At 69.1% G+C, this 22,712-nt stretch carries 19 protein-coding genes; 11 read left to right on the top strand and 8 right to left on the bottom strand.

The window, feature by feature from the left end; translation table 11 throughout:
- The first annotated feature begins 2 nt into the window (after nucleotides 1-2).
- The 3 genes from A3M1_RS0113425 (at nucleotide 3) to A3M1_RS0113415 (ending at nucleotide 2,816) form a co-directional block, all read left to right on the top strand.
- Nucleotides 3-809: an ABC transporter permease gene (locus tag A3M1_RS0113425; protein WP_018389493.1), complete on the top strand. Its 807-nt coding sequence runs from the start codon at nucleotides 3-5 to the stop codon at nucleotides 807-809.
- 38 nt (nucleotides 810-847) lie between these two features.
- Complete coding sequence (locus tag A3M1_RS0113420; RefSeq protein ID WP_018389492.1) at nucleotides 848-1,948, top strand: ABC transporter ATP-binding protein; 1,101 nt, start codon at nucleotides 848-850, stop codon at nucleotides 1,946-1,948.
- 169 nt (nucleotides 1,949-2,117) lie between these two features.
- Nucleotides 2,118-2,816 (top strand): YoaK family protein, encoded by a 699-nt coding sequence (locus A3M1_RS0113415; RefSeq protein WP_018389491.1) that lies wholly within the window; start codon nucleotides 2,118-2,120, stop codon nucleotides 2,814-2,816.
- A gap of 6 nt (nucleotides 2,817-2,822) precedes the next feature.
- Here A3M1_RS0113415 and A3M1_RS0113410 read toward each other — a convergent pair whose 3' ends face one another.
- Both A3M1_RS0113410 and pstS read right to left on the bottom strand, forming a co-directional pair.
- Entirely contained in the window at nucleotides 2,823-3,740 is a 918-nt protein-coding gene (locus A3M1_RS0113410; protein ID WP_018389490.1) for a helix-turn-helix domain-containing protein, read from the bottom strand.
- Between the two features lie 21 nt (nucleotides 3,741-3,761).
- A complete protein-coding gene (gene pstS, locus A3M1_RS0113405) occupies nucleotides 3,762-4,778 on the bottom strand; it encodes a phosphate ABC transporter substrate-binding protein PstS (RefSeq protein WP_018389489.1) in 1,017 nt (338 codons plus the stop codon).
- A 540-nt stretch (nucleotides 4,779-5,318) separates the two neighbouring features.
- On the opposite strand from pstS, the gene A3M1_RS0113400 reads away from it, so the two are divergent.
- From A3M1_RS0113400 to A3M1_RS0113370, 7 genes are all read left to right on the top strand, one after another.
- Complete coding sequence (locus A3M1_RS0113400; protein WP_018389488.1) at nucleotides 5,319-6,578, top strand: ribulose-bisphosphate carboxylase large subunit family protein; 1,260 nt, start codon at nucleotides 5,319-5,321, stop codon at nucleotides 6,576-6,578.
- A complete protein-coding gene (locus A3M1_RS0113395) occupies nucleotides 6,575-7,963 on the top strand; it encodes a four-carbon acid sugar kinase family protein (protein ID WP_018389487.1) in 1,389 nt (462 codons plus the stop codon). The genes A3M1_RS0113400 and A3M1_RS0113395 overlap by 4 nt, the downstream gene beginning before the upstream one ends.
- 19 nt (nucleotides 7,964-7,982) lie before the next feature.
- Nucleotides 7,983-8,834, top strand: a complete 852-nt coding sequence (locus tag A3M1_RS0113390) for a phosphogluconate dehydrogenase C-terminal domain-containing protein (protein ID WP_018389486.1) — start codon at nucleotides 7,983-7,985, stop codon at nucleotides 8,832-8,834.
- 86 nt (nucleotides 8,835-8,920) lie between these two features.
- A complete protein-coding gene (locus A3M1_RS0113385; protein WP_018389485.1) occupies nucleotides 8,921-9,898 on the top strand; it encodes a TRAP transporter substrate-binding protein in 978 nt (325 codons plus the stop codon).
- Nucleotides 9,899-10,114: 216 nt separating this feature from the next.
- Nucleotides 10,115-10,603, top strand: a complete 489-nt coding sequence (locus A3M1_RS0113380; RefSeq protein WP_018389484.1) for a TRAP transporter small permease — start codon at nucleotides 10,115-10,117, stop codon at nucleotides 10,601-10,603.
- A gap of 5 nt (nucleotides 10,604-10,608) precedes the next feature.
- Complete coding sequence (locus A3M1_RS0113375) at nucleotides 10,609-11,889, top strand: TRAP transporter large permease (RefSeq protein WP_018389483.1); 1,281 nt, start codon at nucleotides 10,609-10,611, stop codon at nucleotides 11,887-11,889.
- A 107-nt stretch (nucleotides 11,890-11,996) separates the two neighbouring features.
- A complete protein-coding gene (locus A3M1_RS0113370) occupies nucleotides 11,997-12,707 on the top strand; it encodes a transcriptional regulator NanR (protein ID WP_018389482.1) in 711 nt (236 codons plus the stop codon).
- A 4-nt stretch (nucleotides 12,708-12,711) separates the two neighbouring features.
- On the opposite strand, the gene A3M1_RS0113365 is transcribed toward A3M1_RS0113370, so the two are convergent.
- Genes A3M1_RS0113365 through A3M1_RS0113350 form a run of 4 tightly spaced genes read right to left on the bottom strand, consistent with a single transcriptional unit; the run spans nucleotide 12,712 to nucleotide 19,221 of the window.
- Nucleotides 12,712-14,625 (bottom strand): hypothetical protein, encoded by a 1,914-nt coding sequence (locus A3M1_RS0113365; RefSeq protein WP_018389481.1) that lies wholly within the window; start codon nucleotides 14,623-14,625, stop codon nucleotides 12,712-12,714.
- A complete protein-coding gene (locus A3M1_RS0113360) occupies nucleotides 14,622-15,608 on the bottom strand; it encodes an ABC transporter permease (protein WP_018389480.1) in 987 nt (328 codons plus the stop codon). Before A3M1_RS0113360 ends, A3M1_RS0113365 begins: the two co-directional genes overlap by 4 nt.
- Nucleotides 15,605-18,130, bottom strand: coding sequence for an ATP-binding cassette domain-containing protein (locus tag A3M1_RS0113355; RefSeq protein ID WP_018389479.1), 2,526 nt, complete (start codon nucleotides 18,128-18,130; stop codon nucleotides 15,605-15,607). The genes A3M1_RS0113360 and A3M1_RS0113355 overlap by 4 nt, the downstream gene beginning before the upstream one ends.
- Nucleotides 18,131-18,171: 41 nt before the next feature.
- Nucleotides 18,172-19,221, bottom strand: a complete 1,050-nt coding sequence (locus A3M1_RS0113350) for an ABC transporter substrate-binding protein (RefSeq protein WP_018389478.1) — start codon at nucleotides 19,219-19,221, stop codon at nucleotides 18,172-18,174.
- A gap of 182 nt (nucleotides 19,222-19,403) precedes the next feature.
- Between A3M1_RS0113350 and A3M1_RS0113345 the strand changes: the two genes are divergently transcribed.
- Entirely contained in the window at nucleotides 19,404-20,330 is a 927-nt protein-coding gene (locus A3M1_RS0113345; protein ID WP_018389477.1) for an SMP-30/gluconolactonase/LRE family protein, read from the top strand.
- Here the strand turns inward: A3M1_RS0113345 and arsJ are convergent.
- Both arsJ and A3M1_RS0113335 read right to left on the bottom strand, forming a co-directional pair.
- Nucleotides 20,327-21,589: an organoarsenical effux MFS transporter ArsJ gene (arsJ, locus tag A3M1_RS0113340; RefSeq protein WP_018389476.1), complete on the bottom strand. Its 1,263-nt coding sequence runs from the start codon at nucleotides 21,587-21,589 to the stop codon at nucleotides 20,327-20,329. The genes A3M1_RS0113345 and arsJ overlap by 4 nt on opposite strands.
- Nucleotides 21,590-21,591: 2 nt before the next feature.
- Nucleotides 21,592-22,635, bottom strand: coding sequence for an ArsJ-associated glyceraldehyde-3-phosphate dehydrogenase (locus tag A3M1_RS0113335; protein WP_018389475.1), 1,044 nt, complete (start codon nucleotides 22,633-22,635; stop codon nucleotides 21,592-21,594).
- Nucleotides 22,636-22,712 lie beyond the last annotated feature (77 nt).

Raw genomic sequence — 22,712 nt, 5'->3', positions numbered from 1 at the left:
TCATGACCTTTGCCCGCCTGCGCTCCCTCGGCTTCTGGAGCCTCGTCGTCGCCATCCTCACCTATATGACGCTGCCCACCCTGGTGGTGCTGATGACCTCGGTGAACCCGACCGAGATCCTCGCCTTTCCGCCCGAGGGCGTGTCGTTCCAGTGGTACGAGAAGGCGCTGACCTACCCGGACTTCCAGCGCGCGTTCAAGAACGGGCTGATCGTCACCTCGCTCGCCTCGACGCTGGCGCTGATCGTCGGCTCGGCCTTCGCCTGGCTGGTCTATCGCTACAGCTTTCGCGGGCGCGGCGTGCTGGAGGCGGTGCTGTGGTCGCCGCTCATCATCCCGCACTTCACCCTCGGCTTTGGCTTCCTGCTGCTCGGCGGGGCGTTCAAGCTGCAGCAGGGCTATGTGATGATCGTACTGGCGCACATGGTGCTGGTGATGCCTTTTGTGACCCGCGCGGTCTATGTCAGCCTCGCCACCATCGACCCCAACCTCGCCCGCGCCGCCGCCAATCTCGGCGCCTCGCCCTTCCATGTGCTGACCCGCATAGAATTGCCGCTGGTGCTGCCGGGCATGGCGGGGGGCTGGCTGATCGCCGCCGTGCTCTCGCTCACCGAGTTCACCGCCTCGCTCTATGTGACGGGGAGCCGGACCCAGACCCTGCCGGTCGCGATGTACAACTACATCCGCGAATATGCCGACCCGACCGTGTCGGCGATCTCGGCGATGCTGATCATCACCACCACCCTCATCATGTTCATCGCCGACCGGGCCTTCGGCCTGCGCCGGGTGCTGGCGATCGACACGCACTGACTGCACGCACTGACTGCCCTGCCGGAGAGCCGACGCCTATGACCGCCACCAGCCAAGCCCCCGCCGCCGTCGAGCTTGTCCGCGTCCGCAAGGAATTCGGCAGTGCGGTCGGCGTCGCCGATGTGTCGCTGAAGATCGGCCAGGGCGAGTTCCTGACCCTGCTCGGCCCTTCCGGCTGCGGCAAGTCGACCTTGCTCGGCATGATCGCCGGCTTCCTCACCCCCACGGCCGGCAAGATCGTGGTCGACGGCGTCGACATCACCGAGGTGGAGCCCTACCGGCGCGACATCGGCATGGTGTTCCAGTCCTATGCGCTGTTTCCGCATATGAACGTGTTCGACAACATCGCCTTCGGCCTGCGCATGCGCAAACTGCCCAAGGCCGAGATCGCGGCCGAGGTGCGCCGGGTGATCGAGATGATGAAGCTCGACGGCTTCGCCGAGCGGCGGGTGAGCCAGCTTTCCGGCGGCCAGCAGCAGCGCGTGGCGCTGGCGCGCGCCATCGTCATCCGCCCCAAGGTGCTGCTGCTCGACGAGCCGCTCTCGGCGCTGGACAAGAATCTGCGGGCGCAGATGCAGGTTGAACTGTCGGAACTGCACCGCAAGACCGGGCTCACCACCATCTTCGTCACCCATGACCAGGGCGAGGCGCTGAGTCTCTCCGACCGCATCGTGGTGATGAACCGGGGCGAGGTGCAGCAGGTGGCGCGCCCGATCGAGCTTTACCGTACCCCGGCCAATGGCTTCGTCGCCTCCTTCATCGGCGAGATCAACGCCCTCCCCGTGGCGCGCTATGAGCGCGACGGGCGCGAGGCCGCGCTGGTGCTGCCCGGCGTCGGCCGGCTGGCGGCGCCGGCGCGGGACGACGGCCTGATCCATGGCAGCGCGGTGCGGGCCTTCCTGCGGCCCGAACATGTGCGCCCGGCCCTGCCTGATGAGGCCGGCCCCAACATCGTGAGCGGCGTGGTGGCGGCGCATATCTACCAGGGCTCGCACACCATCACCCGGGTGGAGGTGGATGGGCTCGGCCTGATCGAGACCCGCGTGACCGGCGCCGACATTGTCGGCGCGCACCCGGTGGGGGCGCCGATCGCGCTGATGCTGGACCTTGGCGAGGCGGTGCTGCTGGCCACGCCCTGAGCGGGAGGGCTGCCCCCCTCGCCACGCCGGCTTGACTCGCAGGACCGGCTTGCCTCGAAGGACCGGCTTGCCTCGGCGGGCCGAGGCTTGCCTCGGCGGGCCGAGGCTTGCCTCGGCGGGGTAATGGACTATGCCCTGCCGGGTCCGTTCCTTCCGGCGGGGGTCCCCGATGAAATATGTTCTGCCCGGCCTGCTCTGCTTCAATGCCGGCTTCGTTGACACGGCCGGCTTCGTCACCCTGCACGGCCTGTTCACCGCCCATGTCACCGGCAACATCGTCACCTTCGCCGCCGCGCTGGCCGAGGGGCACATGCCCTCGCTCTCCAAGATCATCGCGGTGCCGGTGTTCTGCTTCGTGGTCGTCGCCGCGCGGCTGGTCAGCCGCTGGCTGGTGACACGCGGCTACGACGATTTCCGCATCCTGATGGCGGCCAAGCTGATCCTGCTCGCCCATGCCGCGCTGGTGGCGATCCAGCTCGGCGCGCCGCTGGCGGCCGACACGCCGAACGCGATCATGATGGGCATGACGCTGGTGAGCGCCATGGCGCTGCAGAACGCCCTGCACCGCACCCATCTCACCGACGCGCCGCCCTCCACCGTGATGACCGGCACCATCACCCAGCTGCTGCTCGACCTGACCCATGTGTGGAAGCCGCATCCCGGCGCGGAGCCGGGCCAGGTGCGCGAGCGGCTGCGGCGCTTCGGCGTGTTCCTCGCCAGCTTCGCCGCCGGCTGCGCCATGGCGGCGCTGCTCTATCTGCTGGCCGGAATGTGGTGCTTCCTGCTGCCGCCGCTGGTGGCGCTGGTGGAAATCTATGTGCTGCCGGTGACGCCGGAGCCCGCCGCGCCCGCCAAGGGCAAGGGTTAGGCGCCCTCAGGCGGCGCGGGCGGCGAGCGTCATCTCGGTGGCGCCGTCCATGATGGCGATGGCGCCGAGCCGGGCCTTCAGGCTGGCAAGGTCGAGGGTTTCAAGCGGCAGGTTGACGAAGGCGGACATGCGCGCGGCGATCTGGCGGTAGCTGCGGACAAACGCCGCCCGCAGCTCCGCCTCGGTTCCGGCGCCGGCGGCGGGGTCGGCAAGGCCCCAATGCGCGCTCAGCGGGTGGCCGGGGAAGACCGGGCAGCTCTCGCCGGCGGCGGCATCGCAGACGGTGATGACGAAATCCATCGGCTCGGCGGCGCGGCCGGCGAACTCGTCCCAGCTCTTGGAGCGCAGATCGTCGGTGGTGTAGCCGAGATTGCGCAGCAATTCGAGCGCCAGCTTGTGCGGCGCGCCGCGCGGCACGCTGCCGGCGGAGAAAGCGCGGAAGCGCCCGCCGCCCTCGCGGTTCAGCACCGCCTCGGCCATGATCGAGCGGGCGGAATTGTGCGAGCAGACGAGCAGCACATTATAGCGGCGCTCCACCGCCTCGCCCGGCCGCAGGCGCGGAAAGGCGGCGCCGGCATCGGCCTCACCAGGCAGTTCGCCCAGCAGCAGCTCCAGCACCGCCGCCGCCCGCCCGGCAATGGCGGTGTAGATGATCGAGCGGCCCTCGCGGCGCGAGGCCACCAGGCCGGCCCGTTCCAGATGCGCCAGATGGGTCGACATGGTGTTGTGCGGCACCGCCAGCAGGCGCGCGACATCGCCGGCATTCAGCCCGAAGGGGGCGTAGCGCAGCAGCAGGCGGAAGGCGTCGAAGCGGGTGGGCTGGGCGAGGGCGTCGAACATCGCGACCGCGTCATCCGACAGAAGACGCCGTATGCCGCCCGCCTGCCCGAGATTCGCCTGCCCGAGATTCGCCTGACCCTGCATCGCCGCCCTCCTCGTCGTCGCTCAGCTGCCGCTCTTGAACGTCGCCGCCCAATAGGTCCGCACCTGCTGCACCAGTGGCGCCGGCAGCGGGACATAGCCGAGCTGTGAGGCATAGTCGCTGCCTTCGCCGAGCGCAAAGTCGAAGAAGTCCAGCGCCGTCCGGTTGGCCGCGCCATCCGCCGGCGCCTTGTACAGAAGCGCAAAGGTGGTGGCGGCGATCGGGTAGGCCTCGGGAACGGCGGAATCGTTGATCGTGGCGTAGAAATCGCGGGTCTGCGCCCAGTCCACCCCCAGCGCCGCTGCCTGGAACGAGGCGGCGCTCGGGGCGATGAAGCGGCCGGCACGGTTCTGCACCAGACCGTAAGTAAGGCCGGCCTGCGTCACATAGGTGAACTCGACATAGCCGATGGCGTTGGGCGTGCGCTTCACCTCCAGCGCGACGCCTTCATTGCCGCGCGCGCCGCTGCCCACCGGCCAGGCGACGGAACTGCCCTCGCCCAGCTCACGCTTCCAGTCCGGGCTGGCCTTGGCGAGATAGGACACCCAGTTGAAGGTGGTGCCCGAGCCGTCCGAGCGGTGGATGACGGCGATCAGCGTGTCCGGCAGGTCGAGGTCCGGGTTCAGCGCCTTCAGCGCGGGATCGGACCAGCGGGTGATCCTGCCCATATAGATGTCGGCCAGCACCGCGCCGGTGAAGCGCATCGTGCCCGGCGCGACGCCCGCGAGGTTCACCACCGGAACGACGCCGCCGAACACGATGGGAAACTGGCCGAGGCGGAGGCGATCGAGATCCTCGGGCTTGAGCGGCTTGTCGGAGGCGCCGAAATCCACCGTTTTCGCGCGAATGCGGTTCACGCCGGCGGAGGAGCCGACCGACTGGTAGGCCACATCGGTGCCGGTGGCGGCGCGAAACGCCTCCGACCATTTCCAGATGATCGGATAGGCGAAGGTCGAGCCGGCGCCGGTGAGGTCGCCAGCGCGGGCGCCCGGCGCCAGGACCAGCAGGACGGCGGCGATCAGGAGAAGCAGGCGGCGCATGAGATTACCCTCAAATCAATATGTCGGGACGGATCGACGTATTAGGCTTTGAGATATAGCGCAGCCGGGCGGCGGGGGAAATGATTTCTTTGCGCGCGGCGTCCCCTGAGGTCCGAAATGGGGCGTTCACGGCGGCGGCGCAGCGCAGCTTGGCGTCGGCTTGGTGTCGTCTTGGCGCCGGCGAGGAGTCAGAGCCGCGCCAGGGCTCTACGCCTCCGCTTGAGAGCCCGACAGAAATGGACAGCCCGGCGCCGCCATGGCCGGCCTGTGGGGTCCGGGCGCCGGGCAGAAGCGGATCCGCCCGCTTCGCCACAGAATTCCTCGCCCTCTTGTCATCCATCGTCCACCAGCGCGCGGCCCTCCACAGGGTGGATGCCCGACGGTAAAGGCGCTCTTGTCTCGCCTGCTCAACTGGTATAATCACTATCTCAAGATATGAGTGAGCGCAGACTCACCGTGAGAGGAAACGCATGGAAGGCTGAGGCGGCGGCGCGGAAACGCGCGGCGGAGCGGCTTTGCGTGCCGAGCCAGGAGTGCCGCATGCCCGCGCCCCACCGCATTGAAGCCGACTACCTGATCGAGACCGCCTATGATCCGCGCCGCGCCGCCGAGGCGATGGCGGGCGAACAGTCGAGCGGCACCTTTGTCGCCATTCCCGGCGAGACGCCGGAACTGAAGGAGCGCTCCGCCGCCCGCATTGAAGCGCTGGAGCTCGTGGGAACGGTCGACGCGCCCTCCCTGCCCGGCGCCGGCCATCCCCAGGGCGGGGTGATCCAGCGCGCGCGCGTCACCCTTTCCTGGCCGCTGGACAATCTCGGCCCTTCGCTGCCCAACCTGCTGGCGACCGTGGCCGGCAATCTGTTCGAGCTGAAGCAGTTCTCCGGCCTGCGCCTTCTCGACATCCGCCTGCCGCAGGCGTTCGCGCAGGCTTATGGCGGGCCGAAATTCGGCATTGAAGGCACCCGCCGCCTCGCCGGCATCGAGGGGCGGCCGATCATCGGCACCATCGTCAAGCCGAGCGTCGGCTTCGGGCCGACCGAGACGGCGGATCTGGTGAAGCTGCTGGCGGAAGCGGGGATCGACTTCATCAAGGATGACGAGCTGCAGTCCGACGGGCCGCAATGCCCGTTCGAGGACCGCGCCCGCGCGGTGATGCGCGTCATCAACGACCATGCCGACCGCACCGGCAAGAAGGTGATGTTCGCCTTCAACATCACCGGCGAAATCGACCAGATGCGCCGTCGCCACGATCTCGTGCAGGAAATGGGCGGCACCTGCGTCATGGCCAGCCTCAACTCGGTCGGCCTTGTCGGCATGATCGAATTGGGCCGGTTCACGCAGCTGCCGCTGCACGCCCACCGCAATGGCTGGGGCTATCTCTCGCGCGCGCCGATGCTCGGCTGGTCTTATGTCGCCTGGCAGAAGATCTGGCGGCTGGCGGGGGCCGACCACATGCATGTCAACGGCCTCTCCAACAAGTTCTCCGAGGCCGATGACAGCGTGATCGCCTCCGCCCGCGAATGCCTCACGCCGCTGTTCGACGACAAGCCCTGCATCGCCATGCCGGTGTTCTCCTCCGGCCAGTCGGCCAAGCAGGCGCCCGGCACCTATGCCGCGCTCGGCACGGCCGATCTGATCTTCGCCGCCGGCGGCGGCATCATGGCCCACCCGGACGGCCCGGCCGCCGGTGTCGCCTCGCTGCGGCAGGCCTGGGAAGCGGCGATCAGCCATGTGCCACTGGCCGACTACGCCCGCGACCATGCCGCACTCGCCCGCGCGCTGGAGACCTACGCGGCATGAGCCCTTCCCCGCGCGCTTCCGCCCCGCGGTTGCCGGGCGGCCCGCTCATTGCCTTCTATGGCGACGACTACACCGGCTCGTCGGCGGTGATGGAGGTGCTGAGCTTTGCCGGCCTGCCGACCGTGCTGTTCCTCGGCCCGCCGACATCAGCGCAGCTCGCCCGTTTCCACGACCAGCGCGCCATCGGCATTGCCGGCGTCGCCCGCTCGCAGCCGCCGGAATGGATGGACGCGCAGCTGCCGCCGATCTTTGAACAGCTCGCCCGGCTGAAGGCGCCGATCAACCACTACAAGGTCTGCTCCACCTTCGATTCCGCCCCGCATGTCGGCTCGATCGGCCGCGCCGCCGAAATCGGCGAGCGCCTCCTCGGCGGCGCCTGGCATCCGCTCATTGTCGGCGCGCCGGCCATCGCCCGCTACCAGGCCTTCGGCAATTTGTTCGCCGGTATTGACGGCACCGGCTACCGGCTCGACCGCCACCCGGTCATGGCGCGCCACCCGGTGACGCCGATGAACGAGGCGGATGTGCGCCTGCATCTGGCGCGGCAGACCGATATGCCGGTCGGCCTTGTCGACTTCGTCGCGATGAAGACCGGCCGGGCCGAGCAGCAGCTCGCGGCCGAACGCGCGGCGGGCGCCCGCATCCTGGCGCTCGACGTGCTCGACGACGAAACGCTGGCCGAGGCCGGTCGGCTGGTGTGGGAGCATCGCGGTGAGCGCCTGTTCGCCCTCGGCTCGCAAGGGCTGGAATATGCGCTCGTCGCCTATTGGCGCCGCGCCGGCCTGCTGGCGGCGGAAGTGCCGACGCCGGCCCCCGCGCGCACGGAACGTCTCGCCGTGGTCTCCGGCTCCTGCTCGCCGATCACGGCGGCGCAGATCCGCCACGCGCTGGACCATGGCTTCGGCGGCGTCCGCCTTGACGCCACCCGCGCGGTCGACGCGGGCGCGTGGGAAGCCGAGGTCGCGCGCGGCGCGGCGGCGGCACTCAACGTGCTGGAGGCCGGGCAGGACCCGCTGGTCTTCACCGCCAGCGGCCCGGACGACCCGGCCGTGCCGGCGCTGGGGCAGGCGATCGCGGCGGCGGGCGTCGCGCCGTCGCTGGTCAATGCGCGCATCGGCGACGGGCTGGGGCGCGTGCTGGACGAGCTGGTGCGCCGGGCGGGGCTGACGCGCGCCATCATTTCCGGCGGCGACACCTCAGGCCATGCCGGCATGGCGCTCGGCATCTATGCGGTGACCGCGCTGGCGCCGCTGGCGCCGGGCTCGCCGCTCTGCCGCGCCCATGCCGACGGCACCCATGACGGGCTCGAAATCGCGTTCAAGGGCGGCCAGATGGGCCGGCCGGACTTCTTCAGCGCCGCGAGGGGCGGCGCCACCAACCACTGATCAAGGGAGAGGACCTCAGATGAAAAAGATCGCCTTGCTGGGCGCCGGCGGAAAGATGGGCGTCCGCCTCGCCACCAATCTCCAGGGTTCGCCCTATGAGGTGATGCATGTCGAGCCGACCGAGGCCGGTCGTGCCCGCCTGAAGGAGAAGACCGGGCTCGACTGCATCGACGGCGACAACGCGCTGGCCGATGCCGACGCCGTGCTCATGGCCGTGCCGGACCGGCTGATCGGCAAGATCGCCCACACCTTCATCGAGAAGGTGAAGCCCGGCACCGCGATCATCATGCTGGACGCCGCCGCCCCGCATGCGGGCGAGCTGCCCAAGCGCGACGACGTCACCTATTTCGTCACCCATCCCTGCCACCCGCCGATCTTCAACGACGAAGTGACGGCCGAAGCCAAGAGCGACTTCTTCGGCGGGGTGCATGCCAAGCAGCACATTGTCTGCGCGCTGATGCAGGGCCCGGACGAGCACTATGCCCAGTGCGAGCAGATCGCCCGCACCATCTACAAGCCGGTCATGCGGGCGCATCGCTGCACGGTCGAGCAGATCGCCATCATGGAGCCGGCGCTGGCCGAGACCATCGGCGCCACGCTCTGCCTCGCCCTGCGCGAGGCCACGGATGAAGCGGTGCGCCGCGGCGTGCCGCGCCAGGCGGCCACCGATTTCCTGCTCGGCCATCTCACCATCGAGCTGGCGATCGCCTTCGAGATCTTCCCCGAGGGCAAGTTCTCCGATGGCGCGCTCTATGCCATTGACCAGGCCCGGCCGCAGATTTTCCGCGAGGGCTGGCTGGAGCGCATCTTCGACCCCAAGGCCGTGCAGCGCTCGGTCGAGGAAATCTGCAACCCGCCCAAGGCCGCCTGAAGCGGCCCACCGGGCTTCAATTGCCCGGCTCGTCCGGGGCCCTCGACGGCCCCGGACGCATCAAATCCAACAGGGACAGGAACGCCATGAACCGGATCATCGCCCTCGCGGCCGCCGCCGCGCTCAGTCTCGCCGCCGTGCCCTTCGCCACGCCGGCCTTCGCCACCACCATCATCAAGGCCGGCCACGGCACGCAGACGGCGCACCCCACCCATATCGCCCTGCAGAAATTCGCTGACATCGTCGCCGAGAAGAGCAAGGGCGACCTGAAGATCGAGATCTATCCCGACCGCCAGCTCGGCGAAGAGCGCGAGATGGTCGAGGGCCTGCAGCTCGGCACGGTCGACATGGCGGTGGTCTCCACCGGCCCGCTCGTCGCCTTCGTGCCCTCGCTCGGCACGGTGGACCTGCCCTTCCTGTTTAAGAGCTCGGAGCATGCCTACAAGGTGCTGGACGGCGAGGTCGGGCAGGACCTGCTGGCCAAGTTCCAGGACCGCGGCATTATCGGCCTCGCCTGGTGGGAGAATGGCTGGCGCAGCCTGACCAGCAAGAAGGAAGTCAAGTCGCCGGCCGACCTCAAGGGCATGAAGCTGCGCACCATGCAGAACCCGGTGCACATCGCCGCCTTCAAGGAGCTGGGCGCCTCCCCCATTCCGATGGTGTGGGGCGAAGTGTTCACCAGCCTCAGCCAGGGCGTGATCGACGCCCAGGAGAACCCGGTCACCATCGTCTACAGCAACTCGCTGTGGGAGGTGCAGAAGTACATGACGCTGACGCGCCACGTCTATGGCCCGCATCTCGTGCTGTTCAGCCAGCAGGTGTGGGACCGCCTGACGCCGGCGCAGCAGACCATCCTGAAGGAAGCGCTGATCGAGGCGACGACCTTTCAGCGCCAGACCTCGGCCCGGCTGGAAACCGAGCAGCTGAAGCTGCTGGCCGACAAGGGCATGATCGTCGAGCAGGTCGACATCACCCCGTTCCAGGAAGCCACCGCCAACACCGCCTCGGCGTTCAAGAACATCGATCCCGCTGTCGTGGCCAAGATCAAGGCCGCCGCGAACTGAGCCGCGCGCGTCGGCCGCAGCCCAAGGGCTGCGGCCGGTTCGTAAGCCAAAATTGCCGCAGCCCTGACGGCGGCGGCCGGCTCACAAGCCAAAATTGCCGCAGACCAACGGCGGCGGCCGGTTCGTCATCCAAAATGCCGCTCCCTCGCCGGGGGCGGCCTGCAAGCCAACGCAGCCGCAGCCCGGAGGCCCCCGCCTCCACGGGAGAGGTGTGACATGCTCTTGAAGTTCTGGACCGGCGTGGAATGGCTGGCGCGTGGCCTGCTCTGCGCCCTGCTGAGCGCGATGGTGCTCGTGTGCCTCGGCCAGGTGATCTGGCGCTACGTCTTCAACGATCCCTTGACCTGGTCGGAGGAGCTGGCGCGCTACCTCTTCGTCTGGGTCGGCTATCTCTCGGCCTGGTTCGCCTGGACCAAGCGGGCGCATATCGCGCTCGACGCCGTGACCTATCTGCGACTTCCGGGGCTGGAGCGGGCCTGCGGCCGGATCGTCGAGGCGCTGGTCCTCGTCTATTGCGGCTGGACGCTCTACGCCTGCCTCGGCTTCCTCAGCCTCACCAACAACCAGCCCTCCGCCGTGCTCGACGTACCGATGAGCTACGTCTACGCCGGCTATGCGGCCATGTGCGTCCTCATCATCGGCGACATCCTGATCGGCTGGGCCTATGGCGCCCGCCAGCCCTCGCCGGCTGTTCCCCAGGAGTAAGATCCATGGCCACGGTTCTCTTCGTCGCTTTCGCCGTGCTGCTCATTTTGAACATGCCGGTTTCCTTCGCCCTCGCCGTGGCGTCGGCGATGGCGCTGCTCTATGGCGGGCTGCCGCTGGCACTGGTGGTGCAGAAAATGACCGCCGCCATGGACAGCTTCGTGCTGCTGGCGGTGCCGTTCTTTCTGCTTGCCGGGCATCTGATGGCCCGCAGCGGCATTGCCCGCGACATCATCGATTTCGCCGACACGCTGGTCGGCTGGATGCGCGGCGGGCTGGCGCACGCCAATATCGGCGCCGGCATGCTGATGGGCGGGATGACCGGCTCGGCGGTGGCGGAAGCCTCCTCCACCGGCGGCGCGCTGATCCCCCCCATGCTGAAGAAGGGCTATGGCGCGCCCTTCACCGCCGCCGTGACGGCGGCGGCCTCGACCATTTCCGTGGTCATTCCCCCCTCCATCCCGATGATCGTGTTCGCCGTCGTCACCGGCGTCTCGGTGAGCGACCTGTTCATTGCCGGCATCGTGCCGGGCATTCTGATGACGGTGGCGCTGATGGTCACGGCGTGGCTGATCGCGGTGCGGCAGGGCTACCAGCGCGGCCCGCGCCCGACGCTGGGCTCCATCGCCCGCGCCACCCGCGCCAGCGTGTGGGGCCTGCTGATGCCCGTCGTCATCATCGGCTCGATCCGCTACGGCATCGCCACCCCGACAGAGGCCTCGGTGGTCGCCGTCGTCTATGGCATGCTGGTGGGGCGCTATGTCTACCGCACCATCGCCTGGCGCGACCTGCCGGGCATCATTCTCGACAGCGCCGTCACGACAGGCATCGTGATGCTGATGATCGCCGCCGCGTCGGTGTACGGGCTGATCGTCACCCGCGAACAGATTCCGCAGGCGGCGGCGCAGTTCATCCTGGAGTTGACCAACAACCCGCAGCTGGTGCTGCTGCTGATCCTGTGCGTCTATCTCATCGCCGGCATGCTGCTGGACCTCGCCGCCAACATCATCATCTTGGTGCCGGTGCTGTGGCCGCTGGTGAAGCGGCTCGACATCGACCCCGTCCAGTTCGGCGTCGTCACCGTCATCGGCCTCGCCATCGGCCTGATCACGCCCCCCGTCGGCGCCTGCCTGTTCGTCACCTGCGGCATCGCCAAGACCGACCTGCTGCGCGGCAGCAGGGCGGCGGCGCCGTTCATCCTCGCGCTGATCGTCGTGGTGCTCCTCATCATCGCCGTGCCCGGCATCGCCACCTGGCTGCCCTACAGCGCCAAGGCGATGCACTGACGCGGGAAGCGAGCCGGGCAGGGCAGGCTGGCCCGCCGCGGACGCCACTGGTATGCTCAACATGCCGATCCGCGGCGAGACGGCCCAGACCTGGCAGGAGCGTGTGAATGGCTGATGTTTCCGACACCATAGTGCGACGAAAGCTGTCCCATGAGGTGTTCGACCGCCTGAAGACGCTGATCACCTCGGGCGAGCTGGGGCCGGGCGACGCCCTGCCCTCCGAGCGCGACCTGATGGAGCGCTTCGGCGTCGGCCGCCCCGCCATCCGCGAGGCGATGCAGGCGCTGGCCAATATCGGCCTGATCGCCATCACCCATGGCGAGCGGGCGCGGGTGCAGCAGCTCTCCGCGCGCTCGCTGTTCCAGCAGGTGGACCTCACGGCGCAGATCCTGCTCTCCGCCTCGCCGGACAGCCTCGAACATCTCAAGCAGGCTCGCCGCTTCTTCGAGCGCGGCATGGCCCGCGAGGCGGCGCAGCGCGCCACCGCCGAGGATGTGGCGCGGCTGCGCGGCATTCTCGACCAGCAGGCCAAGGCGGTGAGCGAGCCCAAGCAGTTCATCGCCTATGACATGCGCTTCCACACCCAGATCGCGGCGATTTCAGGCAACACGATCTTCGAGGCGGTGAGCGAGGCGATGCTGTCCTGGCTGCGCCAGTACTATACGGAAATGCTGACCTGGTCGGGCCGCGAGAATGTCACCCTGGTCGAGCATGAGGAGATCATCGACCACATCGCCCGCCACGATGCCGACGGCGCCGAGGCGCTGATGGTCAAGCATCTCGACCGCTCCAGCGCGCTGTTCACCCGGCAGGGGTGATCCTTCACCCTTCCAGACGCAGCACGGCGTAGGGCGGCAGGGTGAACGGCCCGGCGCCGATCTCCACCGGGCGCGGGCCCTCGCCACTCAGCACGCTCGTCTCATCCAGCAGCCGCGCCCGCCCACCGAAGGGCAGAGCCAGGGCCTGCTCGCGTGGCGTGAGATTCGCGGCCAGCAGCACCCGGTCCCCGGCTTGCGTCGCGCCGGCCAGCGCCAGCACCCGTGACGGGTCGGCGGAAACCAGGGCGATCGCCGGCGCGCCCCCGATCGCCGCCAGCCAGCGCGCCGCATGGAAGACCGGGCGGCGCCCGCCCTCCCCCGGCCCGGCCAGCAGGCCGAACGGGCCGGTGAGGGCGGCACCGATGAAGCTCTCCACCCCCGCTGCCGCGAGACGCGCGGCCGTGCCGACCATATAGGCGGCGGCGAACAGACCGTCCTGCCGTGGGTCGATCTGCGCCATCGGCACCCGCCGGCGCGCGGGATTGGGCATCACCCGCGCGCCATAGGGGTTCTGACGCATGCCGATGGTCGAGGGGCCGATGCGGTAGGGCTTATCCACGCCGATGATGGCCCGCGCCGAGCGCAGGATGAAGGGCAGCGCCTCCAGCGACTGCATCACCGCGCGGTCGTCGGCGTCGTGCACGATCGGGCAGGTGCAATGGGTGACATAATCCAGCAGCGCCACCGGCGGGCGCTTGCGGTTCAGCTCGGTGAAATAGCTGAACATGCCACCGCCGAGCCGCAGCGCGGGAAAGGCGCGGCGGGCGGCTTCATAGACCTCCTCCAGCGGCGGACAGGGCGGCCAGACGCTGCCGGGCGGGGTGGAGCGCCGATCAACCGAGGGGCTGACGGCGATGGCGTCGAGCCGCAGCCCGGCCGCCGCCACCTGCCCGGCGAGGTCGCCGAATTCCGCGTCCAGCGGGCGGGCGCAGGGCACCACATATTCCAGCACGGCTTCCCCGCTTTGCGCGGCCGCGAGTTTGGCGAAGGCCGCGAGCTCCGCCGGCCCGTGCCCGGCGGTGGGGTCGAAATGAAACAGCAGGGTCTGGGGGGCGAGCGCGGCCAGCTCGTCGCCGGCCTCAAACGTCGCGGCGGCTTCCTCGGGGGCGATCGCCAGCCCGAAGCGCGGCAGCCGCCCGCGCGTCGCGCCTGGCGTGAGCGCCACCGGCGCATCGGCCTGCGGGGTGGGCGCCCCGGCGGCTTCCGCGAGGATGGCGAGCGTCACGCGCTGGCGCACCGGCACGCCGGCCGGCAGCACATAGGGCCAGGGCAGGGACAGCGGGCGGACATAGGTCTTGTAGGAAGCGTCCGACCAGTTGCGCTGGTCCTCCATCTCGAAAGCGTCGCCCTCCATGCGGCAGGTCGCCCGCACCCCCGGCGCGACACTGTGGCTGATCGCCCGCATGTCCTTGAAGGGCTGCGCCGGGTCGATCAGGTCCGGCAGGCGCGCCGGCACGCGGCGCCCATCGACATGCTCGACCTCGACCTCCGCGCCGGCGAGGCCGATAACGGGGTGAAGGACGGTGAAGCCGCAGCGATTGGTGAGGAAGTCGCCCTCCGGCACCGCCTCGCCCTCGAAGACGAGGCGAGCCGGTGTCCCCTCGATGCGCCCCGCATAGACCAGCCGCTCCCCGCCCGGCCCGACGCACTCGGCGCGGTAGCGGACCGCAAAGCGCCCCTCGCCTTCCTCGATGACGAGATCGCTGAGCGTGGGCGCATAAGTGCCCCAGTCCTTGTCGCGCACCACGAAGGAGATCGCCCGCAGCACCTCCACGCCGTGGAAGCGGATATTGCGCAGATTGCCCTCGATCAGTTCCGCACTCAGTGGCCCGGCGGTGAGAATGCGCACCTCCGGCTCCGGCGCGGCGGTGCCATACAAAGCGAGGCGCAGCGCGTCGGACGAAAGGCCGGCGGTCATGGCGCCACAGCCTCCGGCTTGGGGGCGGCGCGGCGGCGGCGCACCGCGCGCCCGCCCGCCAGCGCCAGCACGGCGATGACGACGAGCCCCTGCACGATGTCCTGCGTCCCCGCCGGCAGGCCGGCGATCTGCATGGTGGTGACGATGAGGATGAGAAGGAAGCTGCCGCACAGCGTGCCGAGCGCCGTCGACGAGCCGCCGAAAATCAGCGATCCGCCCAACACCACCGCGCCGAGCGACTGCAGCAAATAGGGCTGGCCCATCTCCAGAAACGCGCCGCCGACATAGGCGCCGAGCAGCATCCCCGTCAGCGCCGCCAGCAGGGCCGAGGCCAGGAACGCGGAAGCAATGACGCGGCCGGTGCGGATGCCGGCGAGCGCCGCCGCCCGCTCGTTCTGCCCCACGGCGGAGAGCCGGCGCCCATAGACGGTGCGGCCCAGCAGCAGGCCGGCGAGCGCCACCGCGATCACCGCGATAACCAGCATCAGCGGCACGCCCTCGACCCGGCCGGCGGCCAGCGTCTTCAGGAAGGGGCTCATCGAGAAGCCCGCTGCCCAGCGATTGGCGATCAGCGTAGCGGTGGCGAGGATATAGCCGGTCGCCAGCGTGGCGATGATGGCGGGGATGCGCAGCACGACGACCAGCAGCGCATTGGCGAGCCCCGTCACCAGCCCGATGCCGAGCACCGCCGCCAGCGCCAGCGGCAGGCGGGCATCCGAACCGGCCGCCACCACGATGCTGGCAAAGGCGCTCAGCGTCAGCACGCTGGCGATCGACAGGTCGATATTGCCGCGCCCGGTGGTGACGACCAGCATCTGGCCGAGCGCGACGAGGGTGAGAAAGCTCGCCGAAATCGCCACCCCGGACAGCGAATGCAGGCTGAACCGCCCGGTGGTGATCGACAGCACCGCCCAGAGCAGCAGCACGCCAAGCGCCGACCAGACCCAGCGGTGGCGTTCCAGCCGTTCCATCAGCGCGGTCATCGGCGGGCCTCCCGGCGGTCGGCGAGCGCGCGCAGCGCCAGCATGGACAGCAGCAGGCAGCCCTGCACGGCGGCATTGTAGTCGGTGGAAACGCCGAGAGCGCCGAGCAGCGCCCCCACCAAAGCGAGGGTGAGCGCGCCCGCCACCACGCCGAGCGGCGAGATCATCCCGCCGATCAGCGCGCAGCCGCCCATGACCACGGCGGCGACGCTGATAAGGGTGAACGGGCCGCCGGCATTGATGTCGCTGGCGGTGTTGATGGCGGTGAGCGACAGGCCCGCCGCCAGCGCGAACAGGCTCGCCAGCATGTAGCGCATGATGGCGTAGCGCAGCGGCGACCAGCCGCCCAGCGTCATCGCCTGCGCGTTATTGCCGAAGCCGCGCAGCACGACGCCGAGCGGCGAGCGGTCGATCGCCAGGGCGATCACGGCCGCCACCGCGATGAGGATCAGCGTGGCCGGCACATCGGCCAGCGTCCAGGCGAAGGCCGCCGACAGCCATTCCGGCGACGCGCCGCCGGGGGTGGGCTGCAGCGTGTAGCCAAGGCCGAGCCAGATGAAGGACGCGCCCAGCGTGACGACGATGGCGGGGATGCGCCGCAGCTGGATCGTCGCGCCGATCAGCCCATAGGCGAGGACGCTGGCGAGGAGCGCCACCCCGCCAAGCCAGGGCGTGTCGAACAGCAGCGTGGCGCTCAGCACATTGATCAGGCCGGCAAAGGCGCCGACGCCGAGGTCGATCTCGCTGCCGCCGACCACGAACATCTGCGCCAGCGCCACCAGCACCAGCGCGATCGCCGGCCCCAGCAGCAATTCGAGCCCGAACATCGAGACGGTGAGCGGGTTCACCCACGCCATCAGCGCGAACACGGCGGCGAGGCTGGCAAAGGGGGCAAGATCGACCAGCCGGTCGAGCGGGCCGCGCGCGCCGGCGGTGGCGTCGCGCTCGGTCGCGCCGGTGCCGGCGAAGGACGCATCGACGATCGCCGCCTCGGTGATCTCGTCGCCCACCAGCTCGCGCACGATGCGCCCGCCTGAGAACACCAGCACCCGGTCGCATTCGAGGAATTCGATGTCTTCCGTCGAGTGCCAGATGACGAGGCGCCCGGCCCGCGCCACCGAGCCGATCAGCGCGTAGAAATCTTCCTTGGCCGCGACATCGACGCCGCGCGTCGGATCATCGAACAGGATCGTGTCGGCCTCGCCCACCAGCGCCCGGGCGACCAGCGCCTTCTGCTGGTTGCCGCCGGACAGGTCGAGGATCGGGGAATCGAAACGGGCGGGATCGAGCTTCAGCTTTTCGGCGGCGGCGCGGGCGGCGTCACGCTCCTGCCCGTCATCGACCCGCCCCAGCGGCGCCCGGCTTTCCAGCCGGCCGAGGGCGATGTTGGAGAGCACGCTCCAGAGCGGAAAGACGCCTTCCTTCTGCCGGTCGCCGGAGACGAAGCTGGCCTTGCCCGCGCGGGAGATGCCCGGGCCGGGCCTTCCATAGAGCCCGTGCAGCAGGTCGCGCTGGCCGGAACCTTCCAGCCCGGCAAGGCCGACCACCTCGCCGGCGCGCAGCACCACGTCGCGTCCGAGCGGGGCAATGAGGGCGCCGCTCAGGCGGACCCTTTCGCGCGCGCCCTCGCCAATGGCGGGGCGGGCGGCGCGGCGGCTCGCCATCACTCCCTCAGTCGGGCCGCCCATCGCCTGCACCAGCGCTTCCACGCTCGCCTCCACGGCCGGCCCGGACCAGACGGAACGGCCATTGCGCAGCACCAGAACGCGGTGGGCGATGTCCACCACCTCCTGCAGCTTGTGGCTGATGAAGATAAAGGCGAGCCCCTCTCTGGTGCGGGCCTTGATGAAGGCGCGCAGCTGCCGGCTGCGCTCCAGCCCGAGCGAGGAGGTCGGCTCGTCGAGAATGACGAGGCGCACCTGCGGGGTGGCGACGGCGCGGGCGATCTCCACCATCTGCCGCTGGCCGATCTGCAGATGGGCGACGCGGGCGTCGACCGAAATCCCGTGATCGGGAAACACTTCGTCCAGCGCGGCGCGGGCGCGGGCGCGAAAGATGCGGCGCCAGCCCGGCAGCGCCCGCGCCGCTTCCGGCGCTTCCAGAAAGAAGTTCTCCGCCACCGAGAGATTGTCGCAGAGCGACAATTCCTGATGGACGATGCGGATGCCGCCGGCCTGCGCCAGCGTGGTGTCGTAGAGGTCGGGGGCGATGTCGACGCCGCGGATCTGCAGGCTGCCTTCATCGGCGCGGGTGACGCCGCACAGCACACGCATCAGCGTCGACTTGCCGGCGCCATTGCCGCCGACGAGGCCCAGCACCTCGCCGGGCGCGACCACAAGATCGATGCCGTCATTGGCCCGGGTGGGGCCGAACGCCTTGCAGATGCCGGACAGACGCACCACCGGCGGGTGGGGGGCGCCAGGGTCCGTCCCGGCGGCGGGGGGCGAGCGGCGAAGCGGCGCCGACACCCCGGCGCTGGCGGCCGGGGCGTCCTGCGCGGCAGGGAAGACTGCCGTCATCATCAGGTTCCGTGGTCTGCCTCGGGAAGCGATCGGCCGGCGGGTCAGTTACCCGCCTTCGCCTTGAGCAGATTGTCCTGCACCCATTGCTGGGAATAGGACGGGCTGACGATAACGCCGGCCGGAAGGCTCTGATAGTCCTTGAGATTGTCGTCGGTGACGGTGGCGACCGGCATGATCATCAGCTTGGGCGGGTTGGCACCCTTGACCAGCTCATAGGCCAGCCAGAAGGCGGCGCCGCCAATGCCGGGCGTGGTGTTCATCGAGATGGTGGAATAGCCGTTGGCGTCCTTCTGCTTCGCCCACCACTGGATGAAGTTGGAGGAACCGCCGCCCTCGATCACCGGCATCTTCTTGGCGTACTCGCCGCCATACTGGTCGAACGCCTGGGCGATGCCGGTGTCGTCCGAGCCGCCCTGGCCGAGCACCGCATCGACATGCGGCAGGCTGGGCAGCGCATTGGCCACTGCCGACTGGGCGACGGAGGCGGTGGCCTGGCCATAGACGGTCGCCACCACCTTCACGTCGGGGTAGTTCTTCAGCACGGCTTCCTGCGCGCCATACATGTCGGCATCCGGCGCCGAGCCCTTCACGCCGCGCACGACGATGACATTGCCCTTGCCGCCGATCTTCTTCAGCACCCACTCGGCCTGCTCGCGCTTGTAGCCCTTGAAGTCGAAATTGAGCTGCCAGTTGCAGGGGGCGGAGGCGATGGAATCGAAGGACACCACCTTGATGCCGGCCTTGCAGGCCTTTTCGATGATGCCGTTCACCGCCGTCTCGGAAGCGGCGTCGACGGCGATGGCATCGACCTTCTTCAGGATCAGCTCGGCGATCTGGCTGTTCTGCTGGGCGACGGTGCCATCGCCATTCAGGATGATGTAGTCGGCGATCCTGCCATCGGCCTTGGCCTTCTCGGCGGCTTCCTTGAAGGCATCGACCATCTGGTGGCGCCAGCTATTGCCGAAATAGGCATTGGCGAGCGCGATTACCGGCTTGTCCGGCGTGGCGAGCGCCGGCAGGGCGCCGGCGGCAATAAGGGCAAAGGTCGCGCAGGCTGTGGCACAGGCGCGCGAAAGGGTTTTCAGGCGCATATCGTTCCTCCCATTGGCCCCGTTGGTGGGGCTCTTGATGGATTTCCCAGGCATCGGCGGTCTTCTGCCGCTCGATGGTAGCAAGAGTATCTCATTATACCAGTTGCGCAAGCCCGTCGGCCGGGTTCATCTGTCTCCCGGCAGGGCCGGAGGCTCTCCATACCGCCACCGAGAGTACCCCGATGCTTGATGTGTTCGAGATCATCGATCCCCGCTTCCGCGACCTCATCCTCCCCATTGCCTGGCTGGAGCGGCTGCATACGGGGATGCGCTGGTGCGAGGGGCCGGTCTATTTCGCCGACCAGCGCTGCCTGATCTGGAGCGACATTCCCAACAACCGGCTGATGCGCTGGTGCGAGGACACGCAGGCCGTCGGCGTGTTCCGGGCCGATTCCAACTTCGCCAATGGCAATACGCGCGACCGGCAGGGGCGGCTTGTGACCTGCGAGCACCGCACCCGCCGCCTCACCCGCACCGAGCCGGATGGCACGCTCACCGTTCTCGCCGACCGCTACCGGGGGGCCCGGCTCAATTCGCCGAACGATGTGGTGGTGAAGTCGGACGGCACGCTCTGGTTCACCGATCCGACCTACGGCATCGCCTCGGACTATGAAGGCGGCCGGGCGGAGCCCGAGCAGGACGGGCGCTATGTGTTCCGGCTGGACCCGCGCGCGGGCACGCTGGCCGTGGTGGCCGACGATTTCGGCCAGCCCAACGGCCTCGCCTTCTCACCCGATGAAAGCCTGCTCTACATCGCCGATTCCGGCGGCATCGGCCGCGAGGCCGGCAACCGCCATATCCGCGCCTTCACCGTCCGCGCCGACAACACGCTCGCCGATAGCAGGGTCGTCACTGAGGTGACGCCCCATGCCCCGGACGGGTTTCGCGTCGACGAGGCCGGGCGCCTGTGGTCGAGCGCCGGCGACGGGGTGCATTGCTACACACCGGAGGGGGACCTGCTCGGCAAGATCCGCGTGCCCGAGCGCGTCGGCAACCTCGCCTTTGGCGGCGCGGCCGGCAACCGCCTGTTCATCTGCGGCCACACCTCGCTCTACGCCGTCTTCGTCAACACGCGCGGCGCGAGGCCGCCGGCGCCGAAACGGCTTTAGTGGGCGGCTCGAACCGTCGGCCTCGGTGAATCCGCCCGCGTCGGCAGCGCCAGCGTGATCAGCCAGCAGAGGAACAGCATCAAAGCCGAGCCGAGAAGGCAGGCATAGATTCCGCCGAACTGGTAGAGGAAGCCGGAGGCGAGGATGCCGAGGAAGCGCCCGGCCGCGTTGGCGGCATAGTAGAAGCCGACATCCTCCGCCGCCTTCTCCGAGCCCGCATAGGCGAGCACGAGATAGGAATGCACCGACGAGTTAACCGCGAAGGCGACGCCGAACACGCCGAGGCCGATGACCAGCACCAGCGTCGGATCAGGCGGCGCCAGCGCCAGCGCGGCGGCGATCAGCGCCGGCACGAGGGCGAGCCCCAGCGACCACCACCGCGCCGCCGGCACCTCGCGCGACAGCCCGTCGGGGCTGCGCGCGACCAGCGCGGGCGCCGCCGCCTGCACCAGCCCGTAGCCGATGGTCCACAGCGCCAGAAACGCCCCGACCATGGTGAAGGTCCAGCCGCTGGCATAGAGGAAAACCGGCACGCCGACGACGAACCACACATCGCGCGCGCCAAACAGGGCGACGCGGGCGGCCGCCAACAGGTTGATGCCCTTCGACTTGGCGAAGAGTTCGCGCGCGCTGGCGCTGGCCTTGGCCTTGCCCATCATGGCGGGGAGCGAGAACACCACGCCGAGCATGACGAGAAAGAGCGCGCCCGCCATCAGCCACAGCCCATAGCGGAAGCCGACCAGCTGCAGCAGCAGCCCGCCGAGGAAGAAGCCGACGCCCTTCATCGCGTTCTTCGAGCCGGTGAACCACGCCACCCATTTGAACAGCCGGCCCTCGGCCTGCCCGCCCGCCTGCGATTCCGTGATCTTGATCGCCGATTTCGAGGCGGTCTTGGTCAGGTCCTTGGCGACGCCGCACACACCCTGCGCCAGCAGCACCCAGGTGACGAGCAGCGTGCTGCCCCATTCCGGCGAGGCGGCGGAGAGCAGCAGGAAGCCGGCGATCTGCGTCACCAGCCCGACGGTGAGCATGCGGGTGATGCCGTAGCGCGCCGCCAGCCAGCCGCCGATGAAATTGGCGCCGATGCCCGCCGCCTCATAGAGCAGGAACAGGAAGGCGAGCGTGAAGGGCGAATAGCCGAGCTGGAAGAAGGTGAACAGCACCAGCATGCGCAGGGCGCCATCGGTGAGGGTGAAGCCCCAATAGGCCGCCGTCACGATGGCGTAGTTGCGCAGCCCGCTGCCTGAGGAGCCTGTCATGGTCAAATCCCGACCTTGTGCATGTGGCAGGCGAGATCGACCATGCGGCAGGCATAGCCCATCTCATTGTCGTACCAGGCGTAAACCTTCAGCAGGGTCTCGTCGGTGACCATGGTCGAGAGGCCGTCGACGATGGAGGAGCGGGTGTCGCGGGCATAGTCGGCGGACACCAGCGCGCGCGGCTCATAGCCGAGAATGCCGTTGAGCGCGCCCGCCGCCGCCGCGCGGAACAGGTCGTTCACCTCCTCGACGCTGGTCGGGCGCTGCATCTCGAACACCGCATCGGTGAGCGAGGCGTTGAGGACAGGCGCGCGCACCGCATGGCCGTTCAGCTTGCCCTTCAGCTCCGGATAGATCAGCGCGATGGCGGTGGCGCTGCCGGTGGTGGTCGGCTGCAGCGAGAGCATGGCGGAACGGGCGCGGCGCAGATCCTTATGCGGCGCGTCGACCACCACATTGGTGTTGGTCGGGTTGTGGATGGTGGTGATCTGGCCGTGGCGGATGCCGATCGCCTCATGCACCACCTTCACCACGGGGGCGAGGCAGTTGGTGGTGCAGGACGCCGCCGTGACGATGGGGTGCATCGCCGGCTCATAAAGCTGCTCATTGACGCCGACGACGACATTGAGCACCGACGGGTCCTTAACCGGCGCGGCGACGATGACGCGCCGGGCGCCCCGGTCCAGATGCCCCTGCAGCGCGGCCGGGGTGAGGAACCTGCCGGTGCATTCCAGCACGATATCGACACCGAGATCGCCCCAGTGGATGTCGGCCGGCGCGGCATGGGCGGAGAAGCTGATGCGCCCGCCATCGATGATGACCGCGTCTTCGCCTGACGCCTCGATCGGCGCGCGCCAGCGGCCCTGCACGCTGTCGAATTCGATGAGATGCGCGGTCGCCGCCGCGCCGCACTTGAGCTCATTGACATGGACAATGTCGAGCCGGTTGCCGGCGCGCGGGTCGCTCGCCTGGCGCTCGGCCGCCCCCATCGCCGCCCGCAGCGCCAGCCGCCCGATCCGCCCCATGCCGTTGATGCCGACTCTCATGCCCGGTTTCCTCTCGGCTGGCTGACGCGCGCGATCTCTCGCAGCTCGCTGCGCCGTAGCAGTCCGGGATGACAGTT

Source organism: Ancylobacter sp. FA202, from assembly GCF_000380205.1.
Taxonomy (GTDB): domain Bacteria; phylum Pseudomonadota; class Alphaproteobacteria; order Rhizobiales; family Xanthobacteraceae; genus Ancylobacter.
The sequence above is the reverse complement of the archived record's forward strand: the minus strand, read 5'-3'. Positions and strand labels throughout refer to the sequence as shown.